This window comes from Pseudomonas sp. B22129 (assembly GCF_044218875.1).
Lineage (GTDB): Bacteria > Pseudomonadota > Gammaproteobacteria > Pseudomonadales > Pseudomonadaceae > Aquipseudomonas.
In genome coordinates, this window is record NZ_CP162592.1 from 5,785,439 (window position 1) to 5,811,197 (window position 25,759).

Below are 25,759 nucleotides of genomic sequence, written 5' to 3' on the forward strand. Positions count from 1 at the left end.
CACCGGAGTGGCCGCCATGAAAACCGTCGCAGAAGTGCTCAAAGCCAAGGACCAGAAGAATCAGGAAGTCCATGTCATCAAACACGACCACACCGTGTTTGAAGCACTGGTCCGGATGTCGGAAAAAAACGTCGGCGCCTTGCCGGTCGTACAGGATGGCGTGGTGGTAGGCATCATCAGTGAACGTGATTACGCACGTAAAATCATGCTCAAGGGGCTGTCGTCGGTCACCACCAAGGTCCATGAAGTGATGAGTTCTCCGGTGATCACCGTCGACACCCATAAAAAGGTCGATGAATGCATGAACATCATGACCGACAGTCACCTGCGCCACCTGCCCGTGGTCGAAGACGGCAAACTGCTGGGCCTGCTGTCCATCGGCGACCTTGTGAAGGAAGCCATTGCCGAGCAGGCAGAGCTGATCAAACAGCTGGAGCAGTACATCCGCGGCGAATAGGGGAACCCATGCTCGACACCCTGGAACATCAAGAGGACCACCTCGATACCCTGCACCGGGCCATGGCCGAACGGCGCTTTCTGGTGCTGACCGGTGCAGGGATCAGCACGTCGTCGGGTATTCCGGACTACCGCGACAGTGAGGGCGTGCGTCGGGGCAAGGCCCCCATGATGTACCAGGAATTCCTGGCCACCCCGCAAGCGCGCCGCCGCTACTGGGCCCGGGCAATGCTGGGGTGGCCTCGGGTGCGCATTGCGCAGCCGAACAAGGCCCACCTGGCACTGGCGACACTTCAGGAACGCAAGCGCATCAGTGGGCTCATCACGCAAAACGTCGACACCTTGCACGACCAGGCAGGCAGCCAGGGTGTGATAGAGCTGCATGGCAGCCTGCACCGGGTACTGTGCCTGGACTGCCAACTGCGCAGTGCCCGGGACATGATTCAGCGCCAGATGGAAATCGATAACCCGTACCTCGCGCAGGTTCATGCCGTTCAGGCCCCCGACGGTGACACCCTGCTCGACCCGACGTTTGAAGAACACTTCCAGGTCCCTCACTGCCCCCATTGCAACGGCGAGCGGCTGAAACCGGATGTCGTGTTTTTTGGCGAGAATGTCGCCCCGCCAACAGCAGCAAGGGCCATGGCCGCAGTGGAGCACGCTGACGGCTTGCTGGTGGTGGGCTCGTCGCTGATGGCCTATTCGGCATTTCGCCTGTGCAAAGCGATGGTCGAGCAAGGCAAACCAGTCATCGCCATCAACCTGGGCAAGACCCGCGGGGATGAGTTGTTGCAGGTCAAGATCGAGGCGTCTTGCGAGCGGTTGTTACCGTTGTTAGTCGAGCGAATGCAGTAACGAGAACACACCCCATCCAAATGTGGGAGCTGGCTTGCCTGCGATAGCGGTGGGCCAGCCAGGTATTTGTTTACTGACACTCCGCTATCGCAGGCAAGCCAGCTCCCACAGGTTTTCTGTGCTGAATCATCCATCGATATCCTTCGACCCAGCGCACAGAAAATGACGCACAAGTCACGTTTTCCGGCATTCTCCCGCCCCCACAGCGATTTATGTAGTGATCAAAAATAATCACTACATAATCGTTGACGTAACCTTTTTGTCCTTGCATTATCGAGACGTCTCCCGGATCGGGAGCGTTGGTAACAAGCGTTTTGAAAGAGCTCGTCTGACCGCCGAGCTGTTTTTTCCGGATGTGCACTGCCCACAAGGCAGATTGATGAAGCTGACCGGCCTGAAAGGTTCGGTACAAGGAGCTCAAACGCCTCTTGTCTTCGTTATGAAACCATTGCGTAGCAGTTCATCAGCAAGACTACATGCATCAGGTTCAAGACCCTGCCCGTATTCGGCAGACCGTCACTGACGCCCGGTTTTCGGAACCGGAGACAACTAAGCAGTTTTAACGAACCAACTGATAGATCGCCAACTGGTCAAGGGGCTTACACATGAATCTGAACAACCAACCAACTATCGATGAATTGGCTGAGATGTTCGCAGCGCAGAAAGACACACTCGACGACCATATCCTGTGGATTGGCAAATCGGGCGAAGTCCAAATTGACTGCCTGGCGCCCCACGCCGAAGAAGCCGAGTTCGACCGTAACCACCGTGAACTGGCGGCACGCCTGAAGATGTACCGCCGTGGCCAGGGCTATGTGGGCAAAAAGGCGGCTGCCGATCGCAACTTTATCGAACAGGTCTTTCATACACTTAATACCGAATGGCAGCACCTCAAAGGCCAGTCGAACGTTAAAGTCATTGATAGATACTGCTGATAACACAGCCTTAAACATTTAAGCCCGCTCGTTTATTCGAGCGGGCTTTTTAATATCCAATCCTGATTAACTTTATAACAAAGCGGGAAACCGCCCCTTACTGGCTTCATCGCAAAAAATATCAAACAACACCTGCGCCGCCGCAGACAGTTCATGCCCGGGCTTGGTCAGTACGCCAATCGGCCGCTCAATGACCGGGTCACTCAGGGTGATGCAATGGGCGCCCGCCTCCTCCATCTGTCTCGCGCACAACGCGGGAACGGCGCTGACGCCCAAACCACTGGCAACCATCTTCCCCACCGTCGCCAATTGATGGCTTTCCAGCGCCACCGGTAACTTCATCTGCAAGGCGCCCAGGTGCTCCTCCAGCATCACCCGTACCGTGGACGGCCGTTGCAGGGTAATGAAGGGCTGCTCCAGCAGGGTCTTCCAGTCGATTTCCTCGCACTGTGCCAGCACCGAATCCCCCGGCACCACAGCAATAAACCGGTCCAGATACAGCGGCGTGAACGCCAGGGACGAACCTTCGGACGGTTCGAACGCCACGCCCAGCTCGACCTGACGGTCGCGGACCATTTCCAGCACCTGCTCGTTGATCAAGTCGTGCACCGTTACATTCACCTGAGGGTAACGTGCGCGGAATATCTTCAGGATTGGCGGCAGCAGGTTCCCCGCAAAAGACGGCATCGCCGCCACCGTCACACGCCCGCGTTGCAGGGTAAAACGCTGACGCAGTTCATCTTCGGCATTGTCCCAATCGGCAATCAACCGCCTTGCCAGAGGCAACAGGGATTCACCTTCAGGGGTGAGCGCCACGTTGCGCGTGTTGCGGCTGAACAGGCGCCCGCCCAGCCCTTCCTCCAGCCCCTTGATGGTCAGGCTCAACGCCGATTGGGAAAGGTGCAGCCGCTCGCAGGCAGCGGCGAAACTCAGGCTCTGGGCCACGGCCAGGAAAGCCCGCATCTGTTTGACGGTCATGGCGCTACTCCGGAGGGTGAATCGACTATGCTGTTTTTTAAATCAATCAACCTTAAAAAACAACTTAACAAATCAATCCGTCAGCGCAACACTCAGGTCACTGGCTGGACCACAAACAATAAAAGAGGTGCATATGGCAGGTTTCGATAAACGCGTGGCGTCCTATGAAGAAGCGCTGGCAGGCTTGGAGGACGGCATGACCGTACTCTCCGGCGGTTTTGGCCTGTGCGGTATTCCGGAAAACCTCATCGCCGAGATCAAGCGCAAAGGCACCCGCGACCTGACCGTGGTTTCCAACAACTGCGGCGTCGATGGTTTTGGCCTGGGCGTATTGCTGGAGGAAAAGCAGATCAGCAAAGTGATCGCCTCCTACGTCGGTGAAAACGCCCTGTTCGAGAAGCAACTGCTCAGCGGCGAGATCGAAGTGGTGCTGACCCCTCAAGGCACTCTCGCAGAGAAAATGCGTGCAGGCGGCGCCGGCATCCCGGCCTTCTTCACCGCCACCGGCGTCGGCACCCCGGTTGCCGAGGGCAAGGAAACCCGCGAGTTCAACGGCCGCCCGTACCTGATGGAAGAATCCATCACCGGCGACTTTGCCATCGTCAAAGGCTGGAAAGCCGATCACTTCGGCAACGTCATCTATCGCCACACCGCCCAGAACTTCAACCCGCTGGCCGCTACCGCCGGCAAGATCACCGTGGTCGAAGTCGAAGAGATCGTTGAACCGGGCGAGCTGGATCCGGCGCATATCCATACCCCTGGCATTTACGTCGACCGGATTATTTGCGGCACCTTCGAGAAGCGCATCGAACAGCGCACTGTCCGCAAATAACCCGCCTCCAGCCCGAACAATAAGGACACACAAAATGGCTCTTACCCGCGAACAAATGGCTCAACGTGTCGCCCGCGAAATGCAGGACGGTTTCTACGTCAACCTCGGCATCGGCATCCCGACACTAGTGGCCAACTACATTCCCGAAGGCATGGAAGTCATGCTGCAATCAGAAAACGGCCTGCTTGGCATGGGCGCGTTTCCTACCGAAGAAACCATTGATGCCGACATGATCAACGCCGGTAAGCAAACCGTGACTGCGCGCATCGGGGCTTCGATTTTTTCTTCGGCAGAATCCTTCGCGATGATTCGCGGCGGCCACGTTGACCTGACGGTACTCGGTGCCTTTGAAGTGGACGTGCAAGGCAACATCGCCTCATGGATGATCCCCGGCAAGCTGGTCAAAGGCATGGGCGGCGCGATGGACCTGGTGGCCGGCGCGGAAAATATCATCGTGATCATGACCCACGCATCGAAGGACGGTGAGTCCAAGCTGCTCAGCCAATGCAGCCTGCCCCTGACCGGTGCGAACTGCATCAAGCGTGTATTGACCGACCTTGCCTACCTTGAAATTGAAAATGGCGCTTTTGTCCTCAAGGAACGCGCACCTGGCGTCAGTGTTGAAGAGATTGTGAGCAAGACCGCCGGTAAACTGATCGTCCCGGACCACGTTCCAGAAATGCACTTCCAGTGAGGACAGATTCCATGCAAGACGTCGTGATTGTTGCTGCCACCCGTACCGCCGTGGGCAGCTTCCAGGGTTCGCTGGCGAATATCCCGGCACCGGAACTGGGTGCCGCTGTCATCCGTCGTCTGCTGGAGCAGACCGGTCTGGACCCGGCACAGGTCGATGAAGTGATCCTCGGCCAGGTGCTCACCGCAGGCAGCGGCCAGAACCCTGCGCGCCAGGCATCGATCCTTGCCGGCCTGCCCCACGCGGTGCCGGCGCTGACGTTGAACAAAGTCTGCGGCTCGGGCCTCAAGGCGCTGCACCTGGGCGCCCAGGCTATCCGTTGCGGTGACGCAGAAGTGATTATCGCCGGCGGCATGGAAAACATGAGCCTGGCCCCGTACGTATTGCCCGCAGCGCGCACCGGTTTGCGCATGGGCCACGCCAAGATGATCGACAGCATGATCACCGATGGCCTGTGGGATGCGTTCAACGACTATCACATGGGCATCACCGCCGAGAACCTGGTGGACAAGTACAGCATCAGCCGGGAAGCCCAGGATGCGTTCGCGGCAGCCTCTCAACAGAAAGCTGCCGCCGCCATTGAAGCGGGCCGCTTCGCCGATGAGATCACACCGATCCTGATTCCCCAGCGTAAAGGCGACCCGGTAGCTTTCGCCGTGGATGAGCAACCACGCGCCGGCACCACCGCCGAATCCCTGGCCAAGCTCAAACCCGCGTTCAAGAAAGACGGCAGCGTCACCGCCGGCAACGCCTCCAGCCTCAATGACGGCGCTGCTGCGGTGCTGCTGATGAGCGCTGACAAGGCCAAGGCCCTTGGCCTGCCAGTGCTGGCACGCATCGCCAGCTACGCCAACGCAGGTGTGGACCCGGCGATCATGGGCATCGGCCCGGTCTCGGCCACCCGCCGCTGCCTGGACAAAGCCGGTTGGAACCTGGGCGACCTGGACCTGATCGAAGCCAACGAAGCCTTTGCCGCGCAATCCCTGGCAGTGGGCAAAGAGCTGGAGTGGGACGCCGACAAGGTCAACGTCAACGGTGGCGCCATCGCCATCGGCCACCCGATCGGCGCCTCAGGCTGCCGTGTGCTGGTGACCCTGCTGCATGAAATGATCAAGCGCGATGCCAAGAAAGGTCTGGCAACGCTGTGCATCGGTGGCGGCCAGGGTGTAGCCCTGGCGCTTGAACGCCACTGAGCTTAAAGAGCAACACGAGAAAAGGCCCGGTTCCACGAAAACCGGGCCTTTTCTTTGCCTTGCAGTATTCCTGAATAAACACGAATCCACTGTGGGCCAGTGTTGTCAGTCGTTCCGGGGCACCGCAAACACCGCATTCGCTCGCGCCACTACCTTCTCTCCCACCTGCAAGCTGACCGTGGCAAACGCCATCTGCCGGCCGCGCTTGTGATGTTCCAAACGCACCACGATCCACTCTCCCACCTGCACGGCTCCCAAGTAATCCAGCGTCATGCTTGCCGTAATCAGCGGCAACGGCGGATCACTGGAAAACGCCATCGCGTAACCCATGCCCACATCCGCCAGAGTCGCCAACACCCCGCCATGGACGGTACCGCGCCCATTGGCATGGCGATTATCGGCGCGCAGGCCGATTTCCAGTTGCAGGCCTTCGCCCCGGCAATAGGCCGGGCCGAGCAAGTCCAGCAACGGGCTGCTGCGAGGCAGCGAGATAAAACCTTCAGGCACGGCATGAGCAATCATGGTGAGTTCCTCCTTGGAGACAGAACCGAGATTTAACCCACCCCATCGCTCACCGCCACCACCATCACCCCCACCAATCATGGGTGATCAGCTAACGCTTCATACAGCGCTGATACCGCTCATCTACCCGCTTCGCAAACCACGCCGTGGTGAGATTGCGGGTGATCTTCGGACTCTTGAGCACAATGCCCGGCAAGATCGCTCGTGGCATGGGCTTGCCTGCTGCCTTGTCAGCCAAGGCAAACACCCGCCTGTAGAGCGTCGTCTCCTCAAAGTCCAGCTGCTCGCCCTGCTCCAGCTGGCTGCGGATGCTCGGGTTGCGCATATCCAGTTTCGCGCCCAGGGAACGCACCGCCAACTCAGTGGTGCCTGGCAACAATGAACCGTAGCGAATCAAATCCCCATCCAACGCCAGATCGGTGCCTGTGACGCGGCTGACGGCGGCCTGGAACGCGGCGTTACGGCTGGCGTACCAACCGGCATTGAAGTCGGCGAAGCGGTACAGCGGCTGGTCATAATTCACCGGGTAACCGAGCAAGTGGGCAATACCGAAATACATCCCGCCACGGCGGGTGAAGACTTCGCGGCGAATCGAGCCATCAACCGTGTAGGGATAATCCCGTGCCTGTTTTTGCGCAAACTCGATGCTGACCTGCATGGGGCCGGCGGTATGCACCGGGTTGAAGCCGCCGAACAGCGTGTTGCCCAACGGCACCATGCTGATGAAATCGTCAAAAATACCGCTCAGGTCTTTCTCCGTTCGTGCGGCGTTCAAACGGTCGGCGTAGGACTTTCCAGTCGGCGAACGCAATTGCAGTGTGGTGCGCACAACGAAAGCCGGCACATGGACTTTTCCAGCCCGTCGCAGGATCTCGTCCTGAGCGATCTTGCCCATGTTCGGCACTGCCGGATCGACCTGATACGTGGACTCTTGCTCGGTTACCGCCAGCACGGCGCAAATGTTCTCGGTGCCCGGAGAGATTTTTTGTGCATCGAAGGCTGTGTAGATGTCCTGCGCCCACCCGTTGCGATCTGCCACCGTGGTTGGCAGCAGGCGCACGATCTGCGCCTTAACCTCAGCTTCGCTGCGCTCAGGCTGCTGTGGGCCGCGTGGCGTAGAGCAACCGGCAAGCACCAGCAAAGCAGTGAGGCAGACAATCAGTCGGCTTGAAGACATGGGGCTTCCTTGGGTAACAACGGGCCGGGTATCGCGGATATCGACAGGTAAGTCTAACCGGGGTTCGCCACCCTGCTGCAATCGCGACTTACTACCGAACGTAACTGACTCTGCTACCGATTGACTGAGCGGACAAGGATTGCTGAAGCGTCCCACATTCTCCAGCGTATTACACCGACTTCTTTTCCCTACCAACCTCGCCAAAGTCTCTCGCCAGATCCATCAGTGCGAGGGAACGCCAATGTACTTCTCCGTTAATGCCCTGCCCATAGGGGCTGTCTTTTGACTCCGGTCATTGCCAGGTTTGTGCTGGCGCCCATGGATGCCAAGGCGCCCGACGCTGAAAGCGTCTTTCGTGATTTCAGGGGTTGCCTGAACACCTTTGATGAATGGGCCGAAAGCTTCTGGAGCAGCTCGACACTGGATGTCGAACAGGTGTTCAAAGTCGGGGAAGAGGTCGCACTTGTGGCGCCGGTTTCCTCCAGGAAACCAAGCCGCACCGTTGCCATCTGCAAAGCCCAGGGTTCGCTGACCCTGATGCACATGTTCGAAAGCACGCAGTTCGTGCCCATCGGCAATACGCCAGTGATGCTGCAAGCCATCGCCATGGATGGCACCCCAACAGGCGCGCCGATCCATCAAACCATCGGTCCCGGCGGCATTCTTGAAATAAAGGGCTGCACTCGCGACCAACGCTACCAAATCACCTTCTATCCCAACGTCTCCAAGGAACACGTCAAGGCGCTGTATGCGTCTTATCAGTCGGTGATCGCCGGGCTGGAAGTTCACCTGCGTGATCAGTGGGAAAAGACCTTCAAGGCCCAATGGAGTGACTTTTCAAAGGCTAAACCTCTCGAGCGCAGCTTCATGCAGGGTGTTGCGTTTTCAACCGGGATTTTTCAGGCGTTTTACAACCTTTGGGACAACGTTACGCAACTGTTTGACCTGCTGAAAAACATCAAGCCCAACAGCGAGAAGTGGCTGCAATACATCTCCCAAAGTGAACTCGATGAACTGCTGAAACTGGGACGTGACGCCCTTGCGCAAGGCCTGCTTGTCCTCAGCGATGAACCGCTGCTGTTTATTTATCTGTCCGCAATGGTCAGTTGGATACGAATGCTGCCGCCGCCAGAGATGTATGAATTGCTGGGGGAAATCACCGGCGAGGTCCTGATCAATCTGTTTTTGATCTGGGCGACGCGAGGTATGGGCGTTCGGATTCGCCTGGGCGTACAGGTGGTGGGGCATATCAAGTCCGGGCGAGCACGCAAGTGGCTGGAGATGCTGGCCGAACATCTTGTGGGGCCCAAGCTGGAGGCGCATGCCGAGGCGGCAAAGCCTTTGCTGCTCGGCAGTACAGCGATACCAATCAAGGTGACCCCCGCTGCGCCTTTGAAGGCTGGGGATCAGATGGTTTCGAACGCTGTGCCAGCGGTTCGGGACAAAAGGATTCAGCGCACGGCGCTGGCTCGGCAAGAGCCTGTCGATGATGCGCCTGCTTCCGGCAAAAACCCTGCAGGCGACGCAGCGGCTCCGGCTGATAAAACCGTGACTAACGGTTGCCCGGTGTCGATGGTCACCGGGGAGGAACTGCTGACCCTGACCGACGGCACGCTCGACGGGATTTTGCCGTTCGAATGGACGCGGTTGTATCGCACCAGTGCCGTGGAAGTGGATTGCGGGTTGGGGTTTGGCTGGAGTCATTCGCTGGCGCAGCGGCTGGCGGTGACCGGTGATTCGGTGGTGTGGACGGATCACGAGAATCGCATTACCGAGTTTCCGTTGCCGACTGCTTCGCGGCCTGCGATTACCAACAGTCTGGCTGAAGCGGCGATCTATCTGGGAACACTCCCCGATGAACTGGTGCTGGCACAGGACTCACGGTTCTACCACTTTCGCGACGGTGCGCTGACGGCGATCAGTGATGCGTATGACAACCGCCTGCGGGTTTTTCGGGATCGGTTGGGGCGGGTTGAGCGGCTGGATAATGGCGTGGGGCGCTCCCTGTTTCTGCGCTATGAGCGTGGCCGCATTGTGGCGGTGGAGTACCAGATTGAGCGGGCCGAGGGGCCGGGCGAGTTTGTTTGGGTCACTGAGCAAACCGTCGTTTCCTACGCCTATGACGCAGTGGGTCAGTTAGTTTCGGCGACCAATGCGGTAGGCGAAAGCGAGGTTTATCGGTACGACGATCAGCACGTCATTCTTGAACGCCAACTGGCCGGTGGGGCGAGTTTCTTCTGGGCCTGGGAACGGTCCGGCAAGGCGGCGCGGTGTGTTCGGCACTGGGCCAGCTTTTCGCAGATGGACACGCGGTATGCCTGGGGTGATGACGGCCAGGTCACGGTTCACAACGCCGATGGCAGCACGGAAGTCTACGTGCATGACAGCCGGGCGCGGCTGGTGCAGCGCATTGATCCGGATGGCGCCGAGCATTTCAAATCCTACGACGACAAGGGCCGGTTGACGGTTGAGCAGGACCCGCTGGGCGCGGTGACGGCGTATCAGTACGACGACGCCGGGCGTTTGGTGGCGTTGTTTCCTGGGGACGATGAGCCGACTTCCTACGAGCATGACAACGGTTTCGTGCGGGTTGTGCGGCGTGGGGAGGCGGTATGGAAGTATGAGCGCAATGATCAGGGCGATGTCACGCGCAGGATCGATCCTGATGGCAGCGTTACCGACTACAGCTACAACAAATACGGGCAACTGACGGGGGTTTGGCATCCCGATCACAGTTGTCATCGGCTGGTGTGGAATGAGCGTGGGCAGTTGGTTGAGGAGCAACTGCCGAATGGCGGGGTTAGGCGATATCGCTATGACGATCTGGGGCGGCAGGTTGCGCGTGAGGATGAATATGGAGCGCTGACGCAGTATCAACTGGACAGTGTTGGCCGGCTGATTCGCATTGTGTTGCCGGACGGCGGCACACGGGAATACAGCTACAACCCGTACGGAAAAATTACCGCTGAACGTGATGAGCTGGGGCACGTCACCCGTTACGAATACGGCGACGGGCTGCACCTGATCAGCCGCCGAATCAATGCCGACGGCACCCAGGTCAAATACCGCTACGACAATGCCCGGTTGTTGCTGACCGAGATCGAGAACGAGGTCGGCGAAGTTTATGGGTTGCATTACCACCCCAACGGCCTGATCCAGCAGGAAACCGGCTTTGACGGCCAGCGCACCGCCTATGTCTACGACCTCAACGGCAACCTGCAGGAAAAGACCGAACACGGCGACGACGGCAGTCAGCTGATTACCCGCTACACGCGAGACCACGCCGGTCGCCTCGTACGAAAAACCCTCCCCGACGGCAAAACCGTCGACTACACCTACGACCGCCAGGGCAACCTCCTCGCCGTCAACGACGGCCACTGGGCGCTGGCCTACGAGTACGACAGCCAAAACCGCCTCACCGCCGAACACCAGGGCTGGGGCACCCTGCGTTATGGCTACGACGCCTGCGGCCAACTGAAACACCTGCGCCTACCGGACAGCAACCGGCTCACCTTCAACCATGGAAAAGGCGGCGACCTAAGTACCGTCGAACTGAATGGTGAAACCCTCACCTCCCATCTGTTCAAGGCAGGCCGCGAGCGACAGCGCCAGCAAGGCCAGCTCATCAGCCACTACGGCTACGACGAACAAAACCGTCTGCACGCCCATGCGGTGACCCAGCAAAGGCAGGATCTTTATCAGCGCCACTATGACTACGACAAAACCGGCAACCTGAGCCGAATTTTCGACACCCGCAAGGGCGAGCACCACTACCGCTACGACCCCCTCGCCCGCCTGACCCGCGTCGATCACTCACAAGACGAACAGGAACGCTTCGGCCACGACCCGGCGGGCAACCTGCTGATGCAGGACCGTCCCGGGCCGGACATCGTGGCGGGGAACCGGTTGGCGATACAGGGGGATCATCATTATGACTATGACGCGTTCGGTAATCTGATTCGCGAACGGCGTGGCAAAGACCACAAACTCGTCACCGAATACCGCTACGACTGCCAACACCGGCTGATCGGCATCACCCGACCTAATGGTCAAACCGCCAGCTATTGCTACGACCCGTTTGGCCGCCGCATCAGCAAAACCATCAACGACATAACGACCGAGTTCTTCTGGCAAGGCGACAAACTGATCGCCGAACACCATGCCGATCGCCATCGCAGCTACATCTACGAACCGGACAGCTTTCGCCCTCTGGCCCTGCTCGAAGGCTCCGGCCCAAAAGCCACCAAGCCCTTCTATTACCAACTCGACCACCTCGGCACCCCACAGGAACTCACCGCCCCCAGCGGCGAGATCGTGTGGTCGGCGCACTACAAGGCCTACGGCAAAATCAGTCGGCTGGACGCAAGCAAAATCGACAACCCGCTGCGCTTCCAGGGCCAATACTTCGACCCCGAAAGCGGCCTGCACTACAACCGCCATCGCTACTACAATCCGGATCTGGGTCGTTACCTGACACCGGACCCGGTGAAGCTGGCGGGTGGGATTAACGCCTACCAATATGTGCCCAATCCTACGGGGTGGGTGGATCCGCTGGGTCTAAGCACCTGCCCAGGTGATGATGGCTGCAAGCCGCAGTCAAAAGTCATAAGCCCTGCCGATCAGGTAAGGGTTAATGAACGTTCACCGTCAGCTCCGACGGCTCAGAAAAAGCGAAGCTATCTATACCGCGGGGACTCAAGAGAGCCAGATGAAATATTCAAAACCGGATTTGAAAGTAGAGGCACAAGCACGGATCTTTTACTGCACTCTCTAAACAACGCTAGCCCTCCCAGTCACTTTGTCCCTACGTCGTCTTCAAGTAGACAGGCGTTGGTATTCGCTTCAAGCTTTGGGTTCGAAGAAGGCTTTCTTTACACGCTCAAAAAAATTCCAGGGCGGGACGTGAATGCTGAACTGGGAGCGCGCTCTAAACACAAAAACGAAGCAGAGATAGCCATTCCCGGACGTATAGACACGAAAGACATTTTAGGCGCCTCCCCGGTAAATGAAGACGGCACCTACAAGGGATACACAATCTTGAACCCGAATAGGGAGTACCCATGAAATCTCGTGAAATCACCATTATCAAAAACGGTATACGTGAGAACGCATTGATCGAGTACGAAGGGGGTAAGCCCACCCTTAATCTGGTATTGCGTGATGGCGTCCGAAAAACCTACACCGCAATGGATCTTTACGAAAGTTTCGGCTTATTAAGGTCCGATTTGAAAGACATAAAATTTTTATGCAAAGGCGCCAGGATCAATGTTCACACCTCAGGAATGTCTTCGCACATGTCTAACGGTCTCGTTGCTTACGAGATGACTATGGGTATTCCGGAGGGTGAGCTTGTGCATATTTTCTCTTACGACGAAAGCAATCTCACCAACGACATTCAGGAGCAACACGACTTCTGCCAACGCTGGGCCGAATCGGTGTAGATGGGGTGCGAAGCTCCCGCGACGAGACGAGCTAGCTCACTCGCCACAGGATTAATAGGCGGAATCAAATCCCCGCCACCGCCAAATCCATCGCAAAATACGTAAAAATCAAATCCGCCCCAGCCCGCTTGATCGACCCCAACGTCTCACGCACCACCCGTGCTTCATCAATCGCGCCCGCCTGGGCGCCAAACTTGATCATCGCGTATTCACCACTGACCTGATACGCCGCCACCGGCAAGCGCGAAGCCTCACGGATGTCGCGGATGATGTCGAGGTAAGCCCCGGCAGGCTTGACCATCAGAGCATCGGCGCCTTCCTGCTCATCGAGCAGAGATTCGCGCACGGCTTCACGGCGATTCATCGGGTTCATCTGGTAGCTTTTTCGGTCGCCCTTGAGGGCGCTGCCACCGGCCTCTCGGAACGGACCGTAGAGGGCCGAAGCGAATTTGGTGGAGTAGGCCATGATCGGGATGTGGGTGAAACCAGCATCATCCAGGGCGCGGCGGATGGCCTGGACCTGGCCATCCATGGCGGCGGACGGTGCAATGACGTCGGCACCGGCGCGGGCGGCGGCCACGGCTTGTTTGCCGAGGTTGACCAGCGTGGCGTCGTTGTCGACGTGGGCACCGTGCATCACGCCGCAATGCCCGTGGTCGGTGTATTCGCAGAAGCAGGTGTCGGACATCACGATCATTTCCGGCACGGCGTCTTTAATGATCGAGGACATGCGCGAGACCAGGCCGCGTTCTTTCCAGGTGTCGCTGCCGCTGGCGTCCAGGTGATGGGAGACGCCAAAGGTCATTACCGATTTAATGCCGGCACGGGCATAACGCTCAATCTCGGCAGCCAGTTTCTTCTCAGGAATACGCTGCACACCTGGCATGCTGGTGATCGGCACGAAGTCGTCAATTTCTTCTTCGACAAAAATCGGCAGTACCAGGTCGTTGAGGGTGAATTCGGTTTCCTGGAAAAGGCCCCGCAGCTCCGGGGAACGGCGCAGGCGGCGTGGACGGGCTTGGGGGAACTGGCTGGTCATGGCGGTCCTGAAAAGTGGAAAAAATAATGGGGCGAAAGCTTATGCCCACCGGCACAGGCAGCACAAATGCCAAGGGACCAACAGTGTATTGCGCGACTCGCAACAATTCATTGATCTAGAGCCGCACTTGCCCTTCGATGCAGACGGCTACCGCACCGCCGATCCAGATTTCATCGCCTTCGCGATCGACGTGAATGCGCCCCGCCCGCCCGATGGCTGTGCCCTGGCTGACCCGGTAATGCTCAGGCGCCAAACCCTCGGCCAATAACCATTGGGCGACACCGGCATTCAAGCTGCCGGTGGCCGGGTCTTCCTGGGCGCCATCACCGGCGATAAAAGCACGGACCTCAAAGTGCGCGTCCACATCATCACGCGCAGGGTCACAGGGCGCGATCACCCCCAGGGCCAAACCGTGCAGTTGCGAATAGTCGGGCCGCAGGCCGAGTACCGATTCGCGATCAGCGAGCATCAGCGCCAGCCACCCCGCACCGTTATCGACCCATTGGCTCCGCACAATGGCTTGCGGTGCCAGGCCCAACGCCAAGCGCACACGTTGCAGCACAGGCTCCTCTACCGGGCCGGAGCGCAGTAAAGGTGGTGCAATAAACGCCAGTTGCTCGCCTTGATGACGAATGCGCACCAAGCCGATTTCGCACTCCTGAATGATCTCCTCGCCTTTGGGCACACCCCCCGCTTGCAACCAGGCCTGGCAACTGCCCAATGTCGGATGCCCGGCAAACGGCAGCTCTTTGAGCGTGGTGAAAATTCGTACGCGGTAGTCGGCTCGTGGATCGCGTGGTGTCAGCAAAAACGTGGTTTCACTGAGGTTGGTCCAATTGGCGAAGTCGGCCATTTGCTGGTCGCTCAGGCTGTCTGCACCCAGCACGACCGCCAGCGGGTTGCCCTTGAGCGCGACGCTGCTGAAAACATCCAGTTGCTTGAAGTCGAAAGTCGGCATGCGTTAACCCGGAATGCTCAAGCCACGGATCACGGCCGGGCGTGCGACAAAGCTGTCCAGCACGCGCAGCACGTTGGGGAAATCGGCAATGCCCACCAGGTCGCCGGACTCATAAAAGCCGATCAGGTTGCGAATCCACGGGAAGGTGGCAATGTCGGCGATGCTGTAATCGTCGCCCATGATCCAGGTGCGGCCCAACAGGCGTTTTTCCAACACTTCCAATAACCGCCGGGATTCGGCCACGTAGCGGTCACGCGGACGTTTATCTTCATAGGCCTTGCCGGCGAATTTGTTGAAGAATCCCACTTGGCCGAACATCGGGCCAATACCGGCCATTTGAAACATCAGCCATTGAATGGTTTCGTAGCGGGTGGCCGGGTCTTCCGGCAACAACTGGCTGGTTTTTTCCGCGAGGTAAATCAGGATCGCCCCGGACTCGAACAATGCCAACGGCTGCCCACTCGGGCCATTCGGGTCGATGATCGCGGGGATCTTGTTGTTGGGGTTCAGCGACATGAACTCCGGAGATAACTGGTCCTGAGTCTCGAAGCTGACCTTGTGCGCCTCATAGGGCAGGCCTAACTCCTCAAGCATGATCGACACTTTGACGCCGTTCGGCGTAGGCAACGAATACAGCTGCAAACGCTCCGGATGCTGGGCGGGCCATTTGCTGTTGATCGGGAATGCGGCGAGTGCGTTCATCGAAAAGTCCCTTGGGCGCAAAGCCCCATGTGAGTCAGGAAGCCCCCATCATAGCCACCTGCCCGGCGTCCTGCATGGGTCATCAATACGCAACATGGCCACGCTAATCTGCCGCGCAGGCGAACCAAAGTATCGATGTGGACTCTTAAGTGCGCCATTACGGTGAAAGGAGACACCTCGTTACAACGACATGGAAAACCGCAGGGCGCCGCAAGCGCCACTGGGGCCGGGCCTGTCCGCCCTCATTCGAAGCACGAAGACTCGAACCTACAATGACGATCAAGCCTCTGTGCCTTGCGCAACGACTCAAACGCTATTCATACATCATGTTGCCAGTGCTACTGGCCGGCGGCGCAATTGGCCTGACCCTGGAAGCGCGTATCAGCAGCGCCGGCCCGGTGGACGGCGTGCAAACCCTGGTATTCCTGCGCCACGGTGAAAAACCCGCCGGCGGCCTCGGCCAGCTCAACTGCCAGGGCCTGAACCGTGCGATGAACCTGGCCACCGTGTTGCCGGAAAAGTTCGGCAAGGCCGATTACGTGTTTGCCGCGAACCCGACACGCAACGTCGAGGAAGGCGAGCACGACAATTCCTACAGCTACATTCGCCCACTGATGACCATCAGCCCCAGCGCGATCAAGCTTGGCCTGCCGGTGAATATCAAGTTCTCCGCCAACGATACCAGCGCACTCGCCGACGAACTGGTCGAAGACAAGTATCACAACGCGACCATTTACACCGCGTGGTCCCATGGTTACCTGCCGGAACTGATCAACAAGGTGGCCAGTGAGGCATCAGGCGAGAAGCACACCATCACCGACGATTGGTCCGGCAGCGACTATGACACGCTGTATGTGCTGACGCTGACTTGGCACAACGGCAAAGCGTCGCTGCTGAGCCGCAACTATAAACAGGGCCTGAATAACGGCCAGCAGACCTGCCCCGACGCGACCCAAGTCAGTTCAGATATCTAAACAAAAAAGGCCAGCTGTGCTCCAGAGAGCGCAGCCGGCCTTTTGCTGTTCGCCGTTCGTTACTGCCTTGCAGCCAGCAAACGCTGGTGGCGATTGCGTCGTGCGATGTTCAGGCACTCAATCGCTGCCGAGAACGCCATCGCCGCATACACATAGCCTTTTGGCACATGGGCGCCGAAGCCTTCGGCGATCAACGTCATGCCGATCATGATCAGGAAGCCCAGGGCCAGCATCACTACTGTCGGGTTGTCGTTGATGAACTTGGCCAACGGTTCAGCCGCAACCAGCATTACGATCACCGAGACCACTACGGCAATGATCATGATCGGCAAGTGCTCGGTCATGCCTACCGCGGTAATGATGCTGTCGATGGAAAACACCAGGTCGAGCAACAGAATCTGACCAATCGCCGCAGCAAAACCGATGGTGACGGTATTGCTGACACTCGCCTTCTCTTCCGGCTCCGGGTCCATGCTGTGATGGATTTCAGTGGTCGCTTTCCACACCAGGAACAGGCCACCGGCGATCAGGATCATGTCTTTCCACGAAAACGCCTGGCCGAAGATTTCGAATACCGGCGCGGTCAATTGCACGATAAACGCGATGGTGCTCAACAGACCCAGGCGCAGGACCAACGCCATGCTGATACCGATTCGCCGCGCCTTGGCCCGATGCTTTTCAGGCAACTTGTTGGTGAGGATCGAAATAAAGATCAGGTTATCGATACCCAGCACGATTTCCATGACGATCAAGGTGGCCAGGGCAATCCACGCGGTGGGGCTGGCGGCCAGTTGTAAAAGGTAGTCCATAGGTCAGTCCTGACGTGGTGATGCTTGGGAATTAAGTTTCTTTGGTGTCGGTTTCAGAGGCGTTTTCTGCCTCTTCTTGCTGCTTCTCAGGGCTTATCAAGCCCTGGGTCGCCTCACTCAATGCCTGTTCGGCGGCCTTGTGGGTTTCATCGATGGCCTGTTTGGCTGACTCGGTGGCCTTGCCCAACACCTGCTGCGCGCTTTTCTCGACCTGATCGCAACCGCTGATCATCAGCAATGAAAGCGCAAGAAACGACGCAGCGCCCAGGGAATTGAGTTTCATGATGTATTCCTCGTTAGAACCATTGGGTCCAAGTAGTGGCCCCTCGATAGCGAGGCATTCTATGCAGGCGAACAGTTCAGTAAAATTCGTATTTTTCTCGCGTATACTTCGATTTTTACGAAGTGTAAGCACCCATGCTCAATTATCGTCAACTGCATTACTTCTGGGTGGTAGCCAGAACCGGCAGCATCGTGCGCGCCTGTGAGCAACTGAACCTCACCCCCCAGACCATCAGCGGGCAGATCAGCTTGCTCGAGCAAACCTTTGGTGTGGCTCTGTTTCAGCGTGTTGGGCGGCAGTTAGAGTTGACCGAGGCCGGGCGCCAGGCGCTGCCCTACGCCGAGCAGATGTTCCAGACCGGCAATGAACTGGAGGCAATGCTGCGGGCCCAGCCCAACGAGCAACAGATTCTTTTCCGGGTCGGGGTGGCCGATGTGGTCCCCAAATCCATCGTCTACCGGTTGATTGCGCCAACCATGGAGTTGAGCGAACCGATCCGCATCACCTGCCGCGAAGACAAGCTCGAGCGGTTACTGGCGGATCTGGCGATCCAGCGTCTGGACCTGGTGATTTCCGACAGCCCGATGCCTACGCACCTGGACATCAAGGGCTACAGCCAGAAGCTGGGTGAATGCGGCATCAGTTTCTTCGCCACCCAGGCATTGGCTGACCGGTACAGTGGCGCTTTCCCACACTGTTTGCAGGGCGCCCCCTTGTTGATTCCGGGCGCGGAGACTGTAGTGCGCAGTCGCTTGCAGCGCTGGTTCGCCGAACAGCAGATCCAGCCAAAGATCATTGGTGAGTTCGACGACAGCGCCTTGATGCAGGCATTTGGCCAATCAGGCAGCGGAATTTTCATCGCCCCCAGCGTGATCGCCGATGAGGTGGTGCGCCAGTACGGTGTGGCGCTGATCGGCCAGACCGATGCGGTCACCGAGTCGTTCTACGCGATCTCGGTTGAACGCAAGGTCAAGCACCCGGGCATCGTGGCGATTACTGAAGGCGCCCGACGGGAGCTGTTTACCGCCCTGCCTTGACAGCTCAGGCGCTGGGTGCGACCGGCTGCTTGGCGGTCATCAGCCACAGCGCCAGCAGGATCGACACGAGGATGAAGCCGGACGCCGCAAACCCCAGGCTACCCAGACCGAGCGTGTCGATCACATGCCCGCCGACCATCGCCCCCAGGCCAATCCCCAGGTTGCCCCCGGCAATGTTCAGTGACGCGGCAAACGCCGGCGCGTGAGGTGCCGCCTTCATCAGCCGCACATGGCTGACCAGGAACATCGCCGCCTGGGTCACACCCCACACCGCCATCGCCGCCGCGAGGCCGAGGGTAGAGTGAATCGCCGGCACCAGTGCCACCATGCCCGCGATCATGAAACCGCAAAACACCATGGACGCAATCAAGGGGTGGCGATCCACCGCTCGCCCGCCCAGGGCGTTGCCGATCAGGCCGACCGCGCCAAAGCCCATCAGGCACCAGCCCACCAGCGTGCCGTCGAAACCGGCGAGGCGTTCAAGGATGTCCGCCAGGTAGGTGTAGGCGGTGAACATGCCGCTGAACACCAGAATCGACAGCAAGATATGGCCCTGCATCAGCGGGCTGCGCAAAATCTTGAACTGGGAACGTAGCGTCACTTCATCGTTTTTCGGTTTCGTCACCGGCAAGTAGATAAACAGCAGCAAGGCCTTGGCCAACGCAACCACAGCAAGGAGGGCGAACGCGATGCGCCAGCCGAACATATCGGAAATCAACGTGCCCACCGGAATACCGAATACCGTGGCGCAGACGATGCCAAACCCGATCTTCTCAATGGCCCGCCCGGCGTATTCCGGGCCGACGATATCCACCGCCGTTTCACTCGCCAGGGCCCAAAACACTGGCAAGCCCAGCGCGGGAATCAGGCGCGCCACGGCCATCACCCAGATGTTCGGCGCCAGCGCCGCGAGCGTATTGGCGGCCGCAAACATCAGCAGGATCGTAATAAACAGACGCTTGCGCTGAAAGCGCGCGAAATAAGCCGTCAAAAAAGGGCCGAAGGCCGCCACGGTAAAGGCGAACAAGGTCACCAGCAACCCGGCCTGGGAAACGCTGACATTCAGGTCCCGGGCAATCGACGGCAGCAGGCCGACAATGATGAATTCGGTGGTCAGCACGGTAAAGCCGGCGGCCGACAGCAGCAGGATGGGAAACAGCACGAAAACTCCGAAAACGACGACATCAACGATTGCCCGAAGGGCCCGCTGACGAATAGATAAGATGAGAGGCGAGAATCTTAACAGAGTATGTCTGGCTTTGGCCAAAGCCAGCGGGCGCGGGCGACGCAATGCCGCACTGAACGGGACACTTCCCACAGCATGCTAGACTTTGCGCCTGCTTCCTACAGCGCTTTCTGCCCGCAATGTTGCGCTTCACTATAAAACCAGAGACACCTGTTTATGACCCCTGCCCCCTCCCTCCTTCAGCGCCTGACACGCGTCAGCCTGGTCACGCAAATTGTCGTCGGCCTGATCGCTGGTATTCTGCTGGCCTTGCTGCTGCCCGACGCGGCCAGAGCCACCGGGTTTATCGGCAAAGTATTTGTCGCCGCACTCAAAGGCGTGGCGCCGATCCTGGTGTTCGTGCTGGTCATGGCGTCGATCGCCAACCACAAAACCGGCCAGCAAACCCATATCAAACCAATCCTGTTTCTCTACCTGCTGGGTACGTTCGCGGCCGCGGTGGTCGCGGTGATCGCCAGCACATTGTTTCCCTCGACGCTGGTGCTCGCCACCCATGATGCGACCATCAGCGCTCCTGGCGGAATTGGCGAAGTCCTGCAAAGCCTGCTGCTCAGCGTGGTCGACAACCCCGTCAACGCATTGGTGAATGCCAACTTTATCGGCATCCTGGCCTGGGCCATCGGTATGGGTGTTGCCATTCGGCACGCCGGCGAAACCACGCGCACGGTACTGGACGACCTGTCCAATGGCGTGACGCTGATCGTGCGCGTGGTCATCCGCTTTGCGCCCCTGGGCATCTTCGGCCTGGTGGCTTCGACCCTCGCCACCTCCGGCTTCGGCGCCTTGCTCGGCTACGCCCACCTGCTGCTGGTGCTGCTCGGTTCCATGCTGTTTGTGGCGCTGGTGATGAACCCGGCCATCGTGTTCTGGAAGCTGCGCCGCAACCCCTACCCGCTGGTATTGATGTGCCTGCGAGAAAGCGGCATCACGGCGTTTTTCACCCGAAGTTCGGCAGCGAATATCCCGGTGAACCTGGCGTTGAGCAAACGTCTTGGGCTGCATGAAGACACCTATTCGGTGTCGATCCCACTGGGTGCCACCATCAACATGGCCGGCGCCGCCATCACCATCACCGTGTTGACCCTGGCAGCCGTGCATACGCTGGGCATCGCCGTGGACCTGCCAACTGCCGTGCTGCTCAGCGTGGTCGCGGCCATCTGTGCCTGTGGTGCATCGGGAGTGGCGGGTGGTTCGCTGCTGCTGATTCCGCTGGCGTGCAGCCTGTTCGGCATTCCCAGTGAAATCGCCATGCAGGTGGTTGCCGTTGGCTTCATCATCGGTGTGTTGCAAGACTCGGCGGAAACGGCGCTGAATTCGTCGACCGATGTGCTGTTTACTGCGGCAGCTTGCCTGGGCAAAGACGCGCAGACTGCGTGAACAGTAAAAAGCCCGACGCTGAGGCGTCGGGCTTTTCAGGCATGAGCGTGTATCGCCTCAAGCCGCGTTGCTGTTGACCTCAAACGCCTCAAGCGGTGTGCCATAGCGCTTATGGGTCTTCAGGTCATACCGGTACCAGTTTTCGGTAAGCGGATCTCGTTGAGCCAGGACTTGCGCCCCGCCGGTACCACCGTCGGTGCCAATTACAACGTCTTTCGGCTTGCTCTGATAAACCCGATCAACACTGCGGTTGGTCGAGATAACCTTCCAGGAAAACGTCCCCTTGCCCAGTGCTGACCAGTGCAGTGGCAACTCTCGGGTCACGATGGCCTTGCCACCCGCAAACGGGTTGGCGGCACTGAGCAAACCTCGCGCCAGCCGGCCCGCCTTGCCTCCAACCGAACCGCCGACTTTCACCGCTTTGGAGATTCTACTGACGGCTCCCGCACCGCCCACCACAAACCCGAAGATGTCGAACGCCAAGAAAGTAAGCCCTTCCCCCACCTTGCCTTGCTGAAAACTGTTGATCGCGGACGCAAAAGGGATCAACGCACGGGTCACCGCCTGAATCTGCTCGAACACCGTTACTTCGGTATCGAAGGTGGTGACGCCTCTGGCGTTCTGGATCATTGCCTGGCGCTCCTCGCGCGTAAACATTTGATTGGCGACGGTATCGGCAATGAAGTGGGTTCTTGGGGAATTGAACGTTTGAACGGTAGAGGACGTATCAGGCCTCGGGGCGCGCTGGGCCGCCTCGGCCTTGACTTCAGAGATCCTGACGCTGGAACGGACACTGACCTTCGGATTCTTCGACCCTGAAGATTGCCATTTGCCTTGACCCTCTTTCACCCCTTCAGTCAAATCTGCTCGTTCATGAAGGGTGCCACGCTGAGTGTTGACTTCGTAAATTCTTCTCTTGCCCTGGTACATCGATTCAACCAAAACCGCCTTGCTGTCAACGGTATCGCTGTGCGAGGCGCTCGATATTTTTGAAGAGCCCGAGTATTGGGTTGTACGTGTGAAATGTTCCTGTGTATAGAACTTCAACTCACCCTTTTCCAGCGCTTCCTTATCGCCTACAGGCAACGTCGACATCATGTGTTTGACGGAAACCTCCAGCGCGCCTTTGTACCCGTCCGCAAACTCAGTGACATTTTTTTCAAACACCTCGTTAACCGTTGGCAATGAACGAAGTGCATGAGATATCGAGCCAACGTCAATGGAGGGGTCATTGGACTCCCATACCGTATGCAGCTGCGGGTTCAGATAGATATCGAGTAGCGAGTACGGGCCTTTCAAGTCATTGTGCGGCACAGAAGGCTCGAGAAATTTTCTCTCAAAGTCGATGTTGCCAAACGTCTTGGTCAAATGCTCTTTCAATAGGTTGAGCGCCAACGCCTTACGGCTGGGAACCGTTGCACGCTGCGCTCGCGATGCAGTCTCCAAGGTATCGAAACGCTCACTGGCGAGCACTCCGGCACGCTCAATTTCTTCTGCGGTGTAGTTGTTATCAGCTCGCTTTGCAATGGCACCATCCGCCACCGCCCAATGAATCAAACCCTCCCGCCCGGCCAGGGCTTCAACTTCCTTTTCTGCGGTGGTAATGGGTTTTAGGTCCTCGTTCAACAGTTGCTCATAGGTCTTGGTCACGGCCAGCCCAGGAGTGCGCATCTCGGCTTTGGCGACGATGGATTTCAGGCTGACCCAAGCGGGTGAGCCATAGGTCACATGCTCCGGCAAGTCTTTGACCAACAGCTCCGGTGCGTGATGCGACAGCAACAGGTAGGCGGCAACTGCTGCGTTGTGGCCATAGGATCTGCTCAGGTGCCGGGTCAAGCCTTCAACAACACCGGACAGTGGCTTGCCCCAGTGCTCCCGCGCCGACAAATCAAACCCGGCCACCTTGTTCTTTTCGCCGGGTTTTAACCATGCGTCACGGTTAAGACCTACCTGCAGCGCCGTCAGCACCCAATCTTCAACACTTCCCTCCCCTTCAAACTCGTTGCGCAGGGCTTCACCCAAGGCCTTTGCGGCAGGGCTGCCCAGCAGGCTCATGACGGCCTGCCGTGGATTTTTCAGCTCCTCGCCAGTCCATTTCATGGTTTGAGCCAGGTAACCAAAGGCATTCTGGCTCAACTTGAGCGTGTCGAGCTCGGGCACTTGCAAGGCGTTATAAGAGACGGCGTCGTAGATATCCTGTTGTATTTGCGCATCCAGAGGCACAGGCCACGACAACCCGCCACCGAGATCCCCCTGTGGTTGCCGGGGTTCCACAGCACGGAACAATTCCTTGCCCATGTTATCGAGTTCATCTTCGTTGGCCGGGTGCTCCCAACCGTTGCCGGTCATGAACTGCAACAAGTTAATCGACTTACCGGCCATCGGCTGGTTATCCAGATGAAAGCTGGAGTCCGGATCCAGCCTGATCTGTTGCGATCGCAGATAGGCCTGAAAACCAGCCTGTGCATCGTATGCCGGGGGGCTGGGTACATTTCGGTAGTGGTAGTCGTGCAGCGTCGACTGTTGCTGCAGATAATCGCCAACCTTCACCAAGGCACTGGTCAATGCATCCCTGAACGTCAGCAAGTCGCGTTGATTGCCCAGCCGGTTTTTTCGAGCCGGGATAACCGCCGCGTCGGGCTCCTCGCTCGGCACTTCGCGTCGGGGCCGAGCCAGCTTTGCCGCATTGGGTATATCGAGCAGCGAGCCGGAATAAGGGTTTGCATTGATCACGGGAAGGGAAGAGATACTCAAACAGTTAGCCTCCAGGGCTCTGACAACAGGACTGATCTGATCCTCTTATTGAGTTATCTACCGCACTTGGTTGCATCGGTTCGTGTTACAGAATGAGAAAGCAGGCACAAAAAAGCCCGGGGGTTCATTCAAGAACCGCCCCGGGCTGGCAGAGCAGACGTGAGTTAGAACGCGCCCATGTAATCACGCTTGCCCACTTCCACACCGTTGTGACGCAGCAGCGCGTAAGCGGTGGTGACGTGGAAGAAGAACTGCGGCAGGCCGTAGGTCAGCAGGTAGGACTGGCCGCTGAAGCGCTTCTCTTTCGGGGTGCCTGGGCGGGTGATAATTTCGATGCCTTCTTTGCCGTCAACCTGCTCAGGCTTGATGGTATCGACGAAAGCCAGCACCTTGGCGATCAGCGCTTGCAGGTCGGCGAAGGTGACTTCTTTATCTTCATATTTCGGCACTTCGATCTCCGCCAGGCGCGCGGACACGCCTTTGGCGAAGTCGACCGCGATCTGTACCTGGCGCACCAGCTGGAACATGTCCGGAAACAGGCGCGCTTGCAGCAAGGCGTTTGGTTCAATGTTCTTGGCGGTGGCGTGGGCTTCGGCTTTGTTCAGCACATCGCTCAGGGCAGTGAGCATTTGCTTGAAGACCGGGATGGAAGCGGCGTACAGGGAAATAGTCATGACAGTCTCACGGTAATGGCAGGGTTGGAACGAGCGGCGATTATAGACCCGCCAGTCGCTTGTCTTTTATTTTTTCAGGATTAGGCTAGGCACTTCACTGCATAGGGAAAGCGCGATGACCGCCGAGCACGACACCGACACCCCTGAGCCGCGCCTGAACAGCACGGAAATCCGCATTCTGGGCTGCCTGATCGAAAAACAGGCAACCAACCCGGAAACCTACCCCCTGACCCTCAACGCGCTGGTGCTGGCGTGTAACCAGAAAACCAGCCGCGAACCGGTGACCAACCTCAGCCAGGGCCAGGTTGGCCAAAGCCTGCGCGCGCTGGAAGGCCAAGGCTTTACCCGGTTGGTGATGGGCAGCCGGGCCGACCGTTGGGAACATCGTGTTGAAAAGGCGCTTGAGCTGGTGCCGGCGCAGGTAATCCTGATTGGGCTGCTGTTTCTGCGCGGGCCGCAAACCGTCAATGAATTGCTGACCCGCAGCGGGCGCATGCATGACTTTGAGGATGCCGAGCAGGTGGTGCACCAGCTGGAGCGTTTGATTGCACGGGGGCTGGCGCTGTTGGTGCCGCGTCAGGCCGGGCAGCGGGAAGATCGGTATACCCATGCGCTGGGTGATCCGGCGGATATCGAGGCGATACTGTCGGCGCGGGGCAGTCCGGTGGAGCGTGGGGCCGGGGTTTCCGTGGACCGCATTGAAGAACTGGAAGCACGGATTGCTGCGCTGGAAGAGCGATTGGCGCAGCTGGAACAGGCGTAGCGCAGTAAAAAATGTGGGAGCGGGCTTGCTCGCGAAAGCGGAGTGTCAGTCACTTAATGT

Annotated in this window: 24 protein-coding genes; 12 read left to right on the forward strand and 12 right to left on the reverse strand. The window is 58.4% G+C overall.

Annotated features, from left to right (window positions below; translation table 11 throughout):
* The first annotated feature begins 16 nt into the window (after positions 1 to 16).
* The 3 genes from AB4P94_RS26155 (at position 17) to AB4P94_RS26165 (ending at position 2,246) form a co-directional block, all read left to right on the forward strand.
* Positions 17 to 457: a CBS domain-containing protein gene (locus AB4P94_RS26155; protein WP_395608179.1), complete on the forward strand. Its 441-nt coding sequence runs from the start codon at positions 17 to 19 to the stop codon at positions 455 to 457.
* 8 nt (positions 458 to 465) lie between these two features.
* Complete coding sequence (locus tag AB4P94_RS26160) at positions 466 to 1,311, forward strand: NAD-dependent protein deacetylase (RefSeq protein WP_395608180.1); 846 nt, start codon at positions 466 to 468, stop codon at positions 1,309 to 1,311.
* A 605-nt stretch (positions 1,312 to 1,916) separates the two neighbouring features.
* Positions 1,917 to 2,246, forward strand: coding sequence for a hypothetical protein (locus tag AB4P94_RS26165; protein ID WP_395608181.1), 330 nt, complete (start codon positions 1,917 to 1,919; stop codon positions 2,244 to 2,246).
* 72 nt (positions 2,247 to 2,318) lie between these two features.
* Here AB4P94_RS26165 and AB4P94_RS26170 read toward each other — a convergent pair whose 3' ends face one another.
* Positions 2,319 to 3,224 carry a LysR substrate-binding domain-containing protein gene (locus AB4P94_RS26170; RefSeq protein WP_395608182.1) on the reverse strand — a complete coding sequence of 302 codons (906 nt, stop codon included), beginning with the start codon at positions 3,222 to 3,224 and terminating at the stop codon, positions 2,319 to 2,321.
* A 133-nt stretch (positions 3,225 to 3,357) separates the two neighbouring features.
* Between AB4P94_RS26170 and AB4P94_RS26175 the strand changes: the two genes are divergently transcribed.
* From AB4P94_RS26175 to AB4P94_RS26185, 3 genes are read left to right on the forward strand one after another with little or no spacing between them, the layout of a single operon-like run.
* On the forward strand, positions 3,358 to 4,056 hold the full coding sequence (locus tag AB4P94_RS26175) for a CoA transferase subunit A (RefSeq protein ID WP_395608183.1): 699 nt from the start codon (positions 3,358 to 3,360) through the stop codon (positions 4,054 to 4,056).
* Between the two features lie 34 nt (positions 4,057 to 4,090).
* Positions 4,091 to 4,750: a CoA transferase subunit B gene (locus tag AB4P94_RS26180; RefSeq protein WP_395608184.1), complete on the forward strand. Its 660-nt coding sequence runs from the start codon at positions 4,091 to 4,093 to the stop codon at positions 4,748 to 4,750.
* An 11-nt stretch (positions 4,751 to 4,761) separates the two neighbouring features.
* Entirely contained in the window at positions 4,762 to 5,943 is a 1,182-nt protein-coding gene (locus AB4P94_RS26185; RefSeq protein ID WP_395608185.1) for an acetyl-CoA C-acetyltransferase, read from the forward strand.
* Positions 5,944 to 6,048: 105 nt separating this feature from the next.
* Here AB4P94_RS26185 and AB4P94_RS26190 read toward each other — a convergent pair whose 3' ends face one another.
* The 3 genes from AB4P94_RS26190 to AB4P94_RS26200 form a co-directional block, all read right to left on the reverse strand.
* Positions 6,049 to 6,465, reverse strand: coding sequence for a PaaI family thioesterase (locus tag AB4P94_RS26190; RefSeq protein ID WP_395608186.1), 417 nt, complete (start codon positions 6,463 to 6,465; stop codon positions 6,049 to 6,051).
* A 91-nt stretch (positions 6,466 to 6,556) separates the two neighbouring features.
* Positions 6,557 to 7,642 (reverse strand): DUF1615 domain-containing protein, encoded by a 1,086-nt coding sequence (locus tag AB4P94_RS26195; protein ID WP_395608187.1) that lies wholly within the window; start codon positions 7,640 to 7,642, stop codon positions 6,557 to 6,559.
* A gap of 222 nt (positions 7,643 to 7,864) precedes the next feature.
* The gene (locus tag AB4P94_RS26200) at positions 7,865 to 8,239 is read right to left on the reverse strand and encodes a hypothetical protein (protein ID WP_395608188.1); all 375 of its coding nucleotides are present in this window, start codon (positions 8,237 to 8,239) and stop codon (positions 7,865 to 7,867) included.
* Between AB4P94_RS26200 and AB4P94_RS26205 the strand changes: the two genes are divergently transcribed.
* Together AB4P94_RS26205 and AB4P94_RS26210 are read left to right on the forward strand one after the other, a co-directional pair.
* Entirely contained in the window at positions 8,231 to 12,706 is a 4,476-nt protein-coding gene (locus tag AB4P94_RS26205; RefSeq protein WP_395608189.1) for an RHS repeat-associated core domain-containing protein, read from the forward strand. The genes AB4P94_RS26200 and AB4P94_RS26205 overlap by 9 nt on opposite strands.
* Positions 12,703 to 13,083, forward strand: a complete 381-nt coding sequence (locus AB4P94_RS26210; protein WP_395608190.1) for a hypothetical protein — start codon at positions 12,703 to 12,705, stop codon at positions 13,081 to 13,083. Before AB4P94_RS26205 ends, AB4P94_RS26210 begins: the two co-directional genes overlap by 4 nt.
* 64 nt (positions 13,084 to 13,147) lie before the next feature.
* On the opposite strand, the gene hemB is transcribed toward AB4P94_RS26210, so the two are convergent.
* From hemB to AB4P94_RS26225, 3 genes are all read right to left on the reverse strand, one after another.
* Positions 13,148 to 14,122, reverse strand: coding sequence for a porphobilinogen synthase (gene hemB, locus AB4P94_RS26215; RefSeq protein WP_395608191.1), 975 nt, complete (start codon positions 14,120 to 14,122; stop codon positions 13,148 to 13,150).
* A 115-nt stretch (positions 14,123 to 14,237) separates the two neighbouring features.
* On the reverse strand, positions 14,238 to 15,080 hold the full coding sequence (locus AB4P94_RS26220; RefSeq protein ID WP_395608192.1) for a PhzF family phenazine biosynthesis protein: 843 nt from the start codon (positions 15,078 to 15,080) through the stop codon (positions 14,238 to 14,240).
* Positions 15,081 to 15,083: 3 nt separating this feature from the next.
* The gene (locus AB4P94_RS26225; RefSeq protein ID WP_395608193.1) at positions 15,084 to 15,782 is read right to left on the reverse strand and encodes a glutathione S-transferase N-terminal domain-containing protein; all 699 of its coding nucleotides are present in this window, start codon (positions 15,780 to 15,782) and stop codon (positions 15,084 to 15,086) included.
* 272 nt (positions 15,783 to 16,054) lie between these two features.
* On the opposite strand from AB4P94_RS26225, the gene AB4P94_RS26230 reads away from it, so the two are divergent.
* Positions 16,055 to 16,756, forward strand: coding sequence for a histidine phosphatase family protein (locus tag AB4P94_RS26230; RefSeq protein ID WP_395608194.1), 702 nt, complete (start codon positions 16,055 to 16,057; stop codon positions 16,754 to 16,756).
* A 59-nt stretch (positions 16,757 to 16,815) separates the two neighbouring features.
* Here the strand turns inward: AB4P94_RS26230 and AB4P94_RS26235 are convergent, their stop codons facing one another.
* Together AB4P94_RS26235 and AB4P94_RS26240 are read right to left on the reverse strand one after the other, a co-directional pair.
* A complete protein-coding gene (locus AB4P94_RS26235; protein WP_395608195.1) occupies positions 16,816 to 17,565 on the reverse strand; it encodes a TerC family protein in 750 nt (249 codons plus the stop codon).
* A 31-nt stretch (positions 17,566 to 17,596) separates the two neighbouring features.
* Positions 17,597 to 17,848, reverse strand: a complete 252-nt coding sequence (locus AB4P94_RS26240) for a hypothetical protein (RefSeq protein WP_395608196.1) — start codon at positions 17,846 to 17,848, stop codon at positions 17,597 to 17,599.
* A gap of 134 nt (positions 17,849 to 17,982) precedes the next feature.
* Here AB4P94_RS26240 and nhaR point away from each other — a divergent pair, with 134 nt between their 5' ends.
* Complete coding sequence (nhaR, locus tag AB4P94_RS26245; protein WP_395608197.1) at positions 17,983 to 18,885, forward strand: transcriptional activator NhaR; 903 nt, start codon at positions 17,983 to 17,985, stop codon at positions 18,883 to 18,885.
* A 4-nt stretch (positions 18,886 to 18,889) separates the two neighbouring features.
* Here the strand turns inward: nhaR and AB4P94_RS26250 are convergent, their stop codons facing one another.
* Positions 18,890 to 20,047, reverse strand: a complete 1,158-nt coding sequence (locus AB4P94_RS26250) for an MFS transporter (RefSeq protein ID WP_395608198.1) — start codon at positions 20,045 to 20,047, stop codon at positions 18,890 to 18,892.
* Positions 20,048 to 20,287: 240 nt separating this feature from the next.
* Between AB4P94_RS26250 and sstT the strand changes: the two genes are divergently transcribed.
* Positions 20,288 to 21,508, forward strand: a complete 1,221-nt coding sequence (sstT, locus tag AB4P94_RS26255) for a serine/threonine transporter SstT (protein ID WP_395608199.1) — start codon at positions 20,288 to 20,290, stop codon at positions 21,506 to 21,508.
* 57 nt (positions 21,509 to 21,565) lie between these two features.
* Here the strand turns inward: sstT and AB4P94_RS26260 are convergent, their stop codons facing one another.
* Positions 21,566 to 24,262 carry a hypothetical protein gene (locus AB4P94_RS26260; RefSeq protein ID WP_395608200.1) on the reverse strand — a complete coding sequence of 899 codons (2,697 nt, stop codon included), beginning with the start codon at positions 24,260 to 24,262 and terminating at the stop codon, positions 21,566 to 21,568.
* 164 nt (positions 24,263 to 24,426) lie between these two features.
* Entirely contained in the window at positions 24,427 to 24,936 is a 510-nt protein-coding gene (locus AB4P94_RS26265; protein WP_395608201.1) for a DUF1993 family protein, read from the reverse strand.
* 115 nt (positions 24,937 to 25,051) lie between these two features.
* Here AB4P94_RS26265 and AB4P94_RS26270 point away from each other — a divergent pair, with 115 nt between their 5' ends.
* Positions 25,052 to 25,699, forward strand: coding sequence for a YceH family protein (locus AB4P94_RS26270; RefSeq protein ID WP_395608202.1), 648 nt, complete (start codon positions 25,052 to 25,054; stop codon positions 25,697 to 25,699).
* Positions 25,700 to 25,759 lie beyond the last annotated feature (60 nt).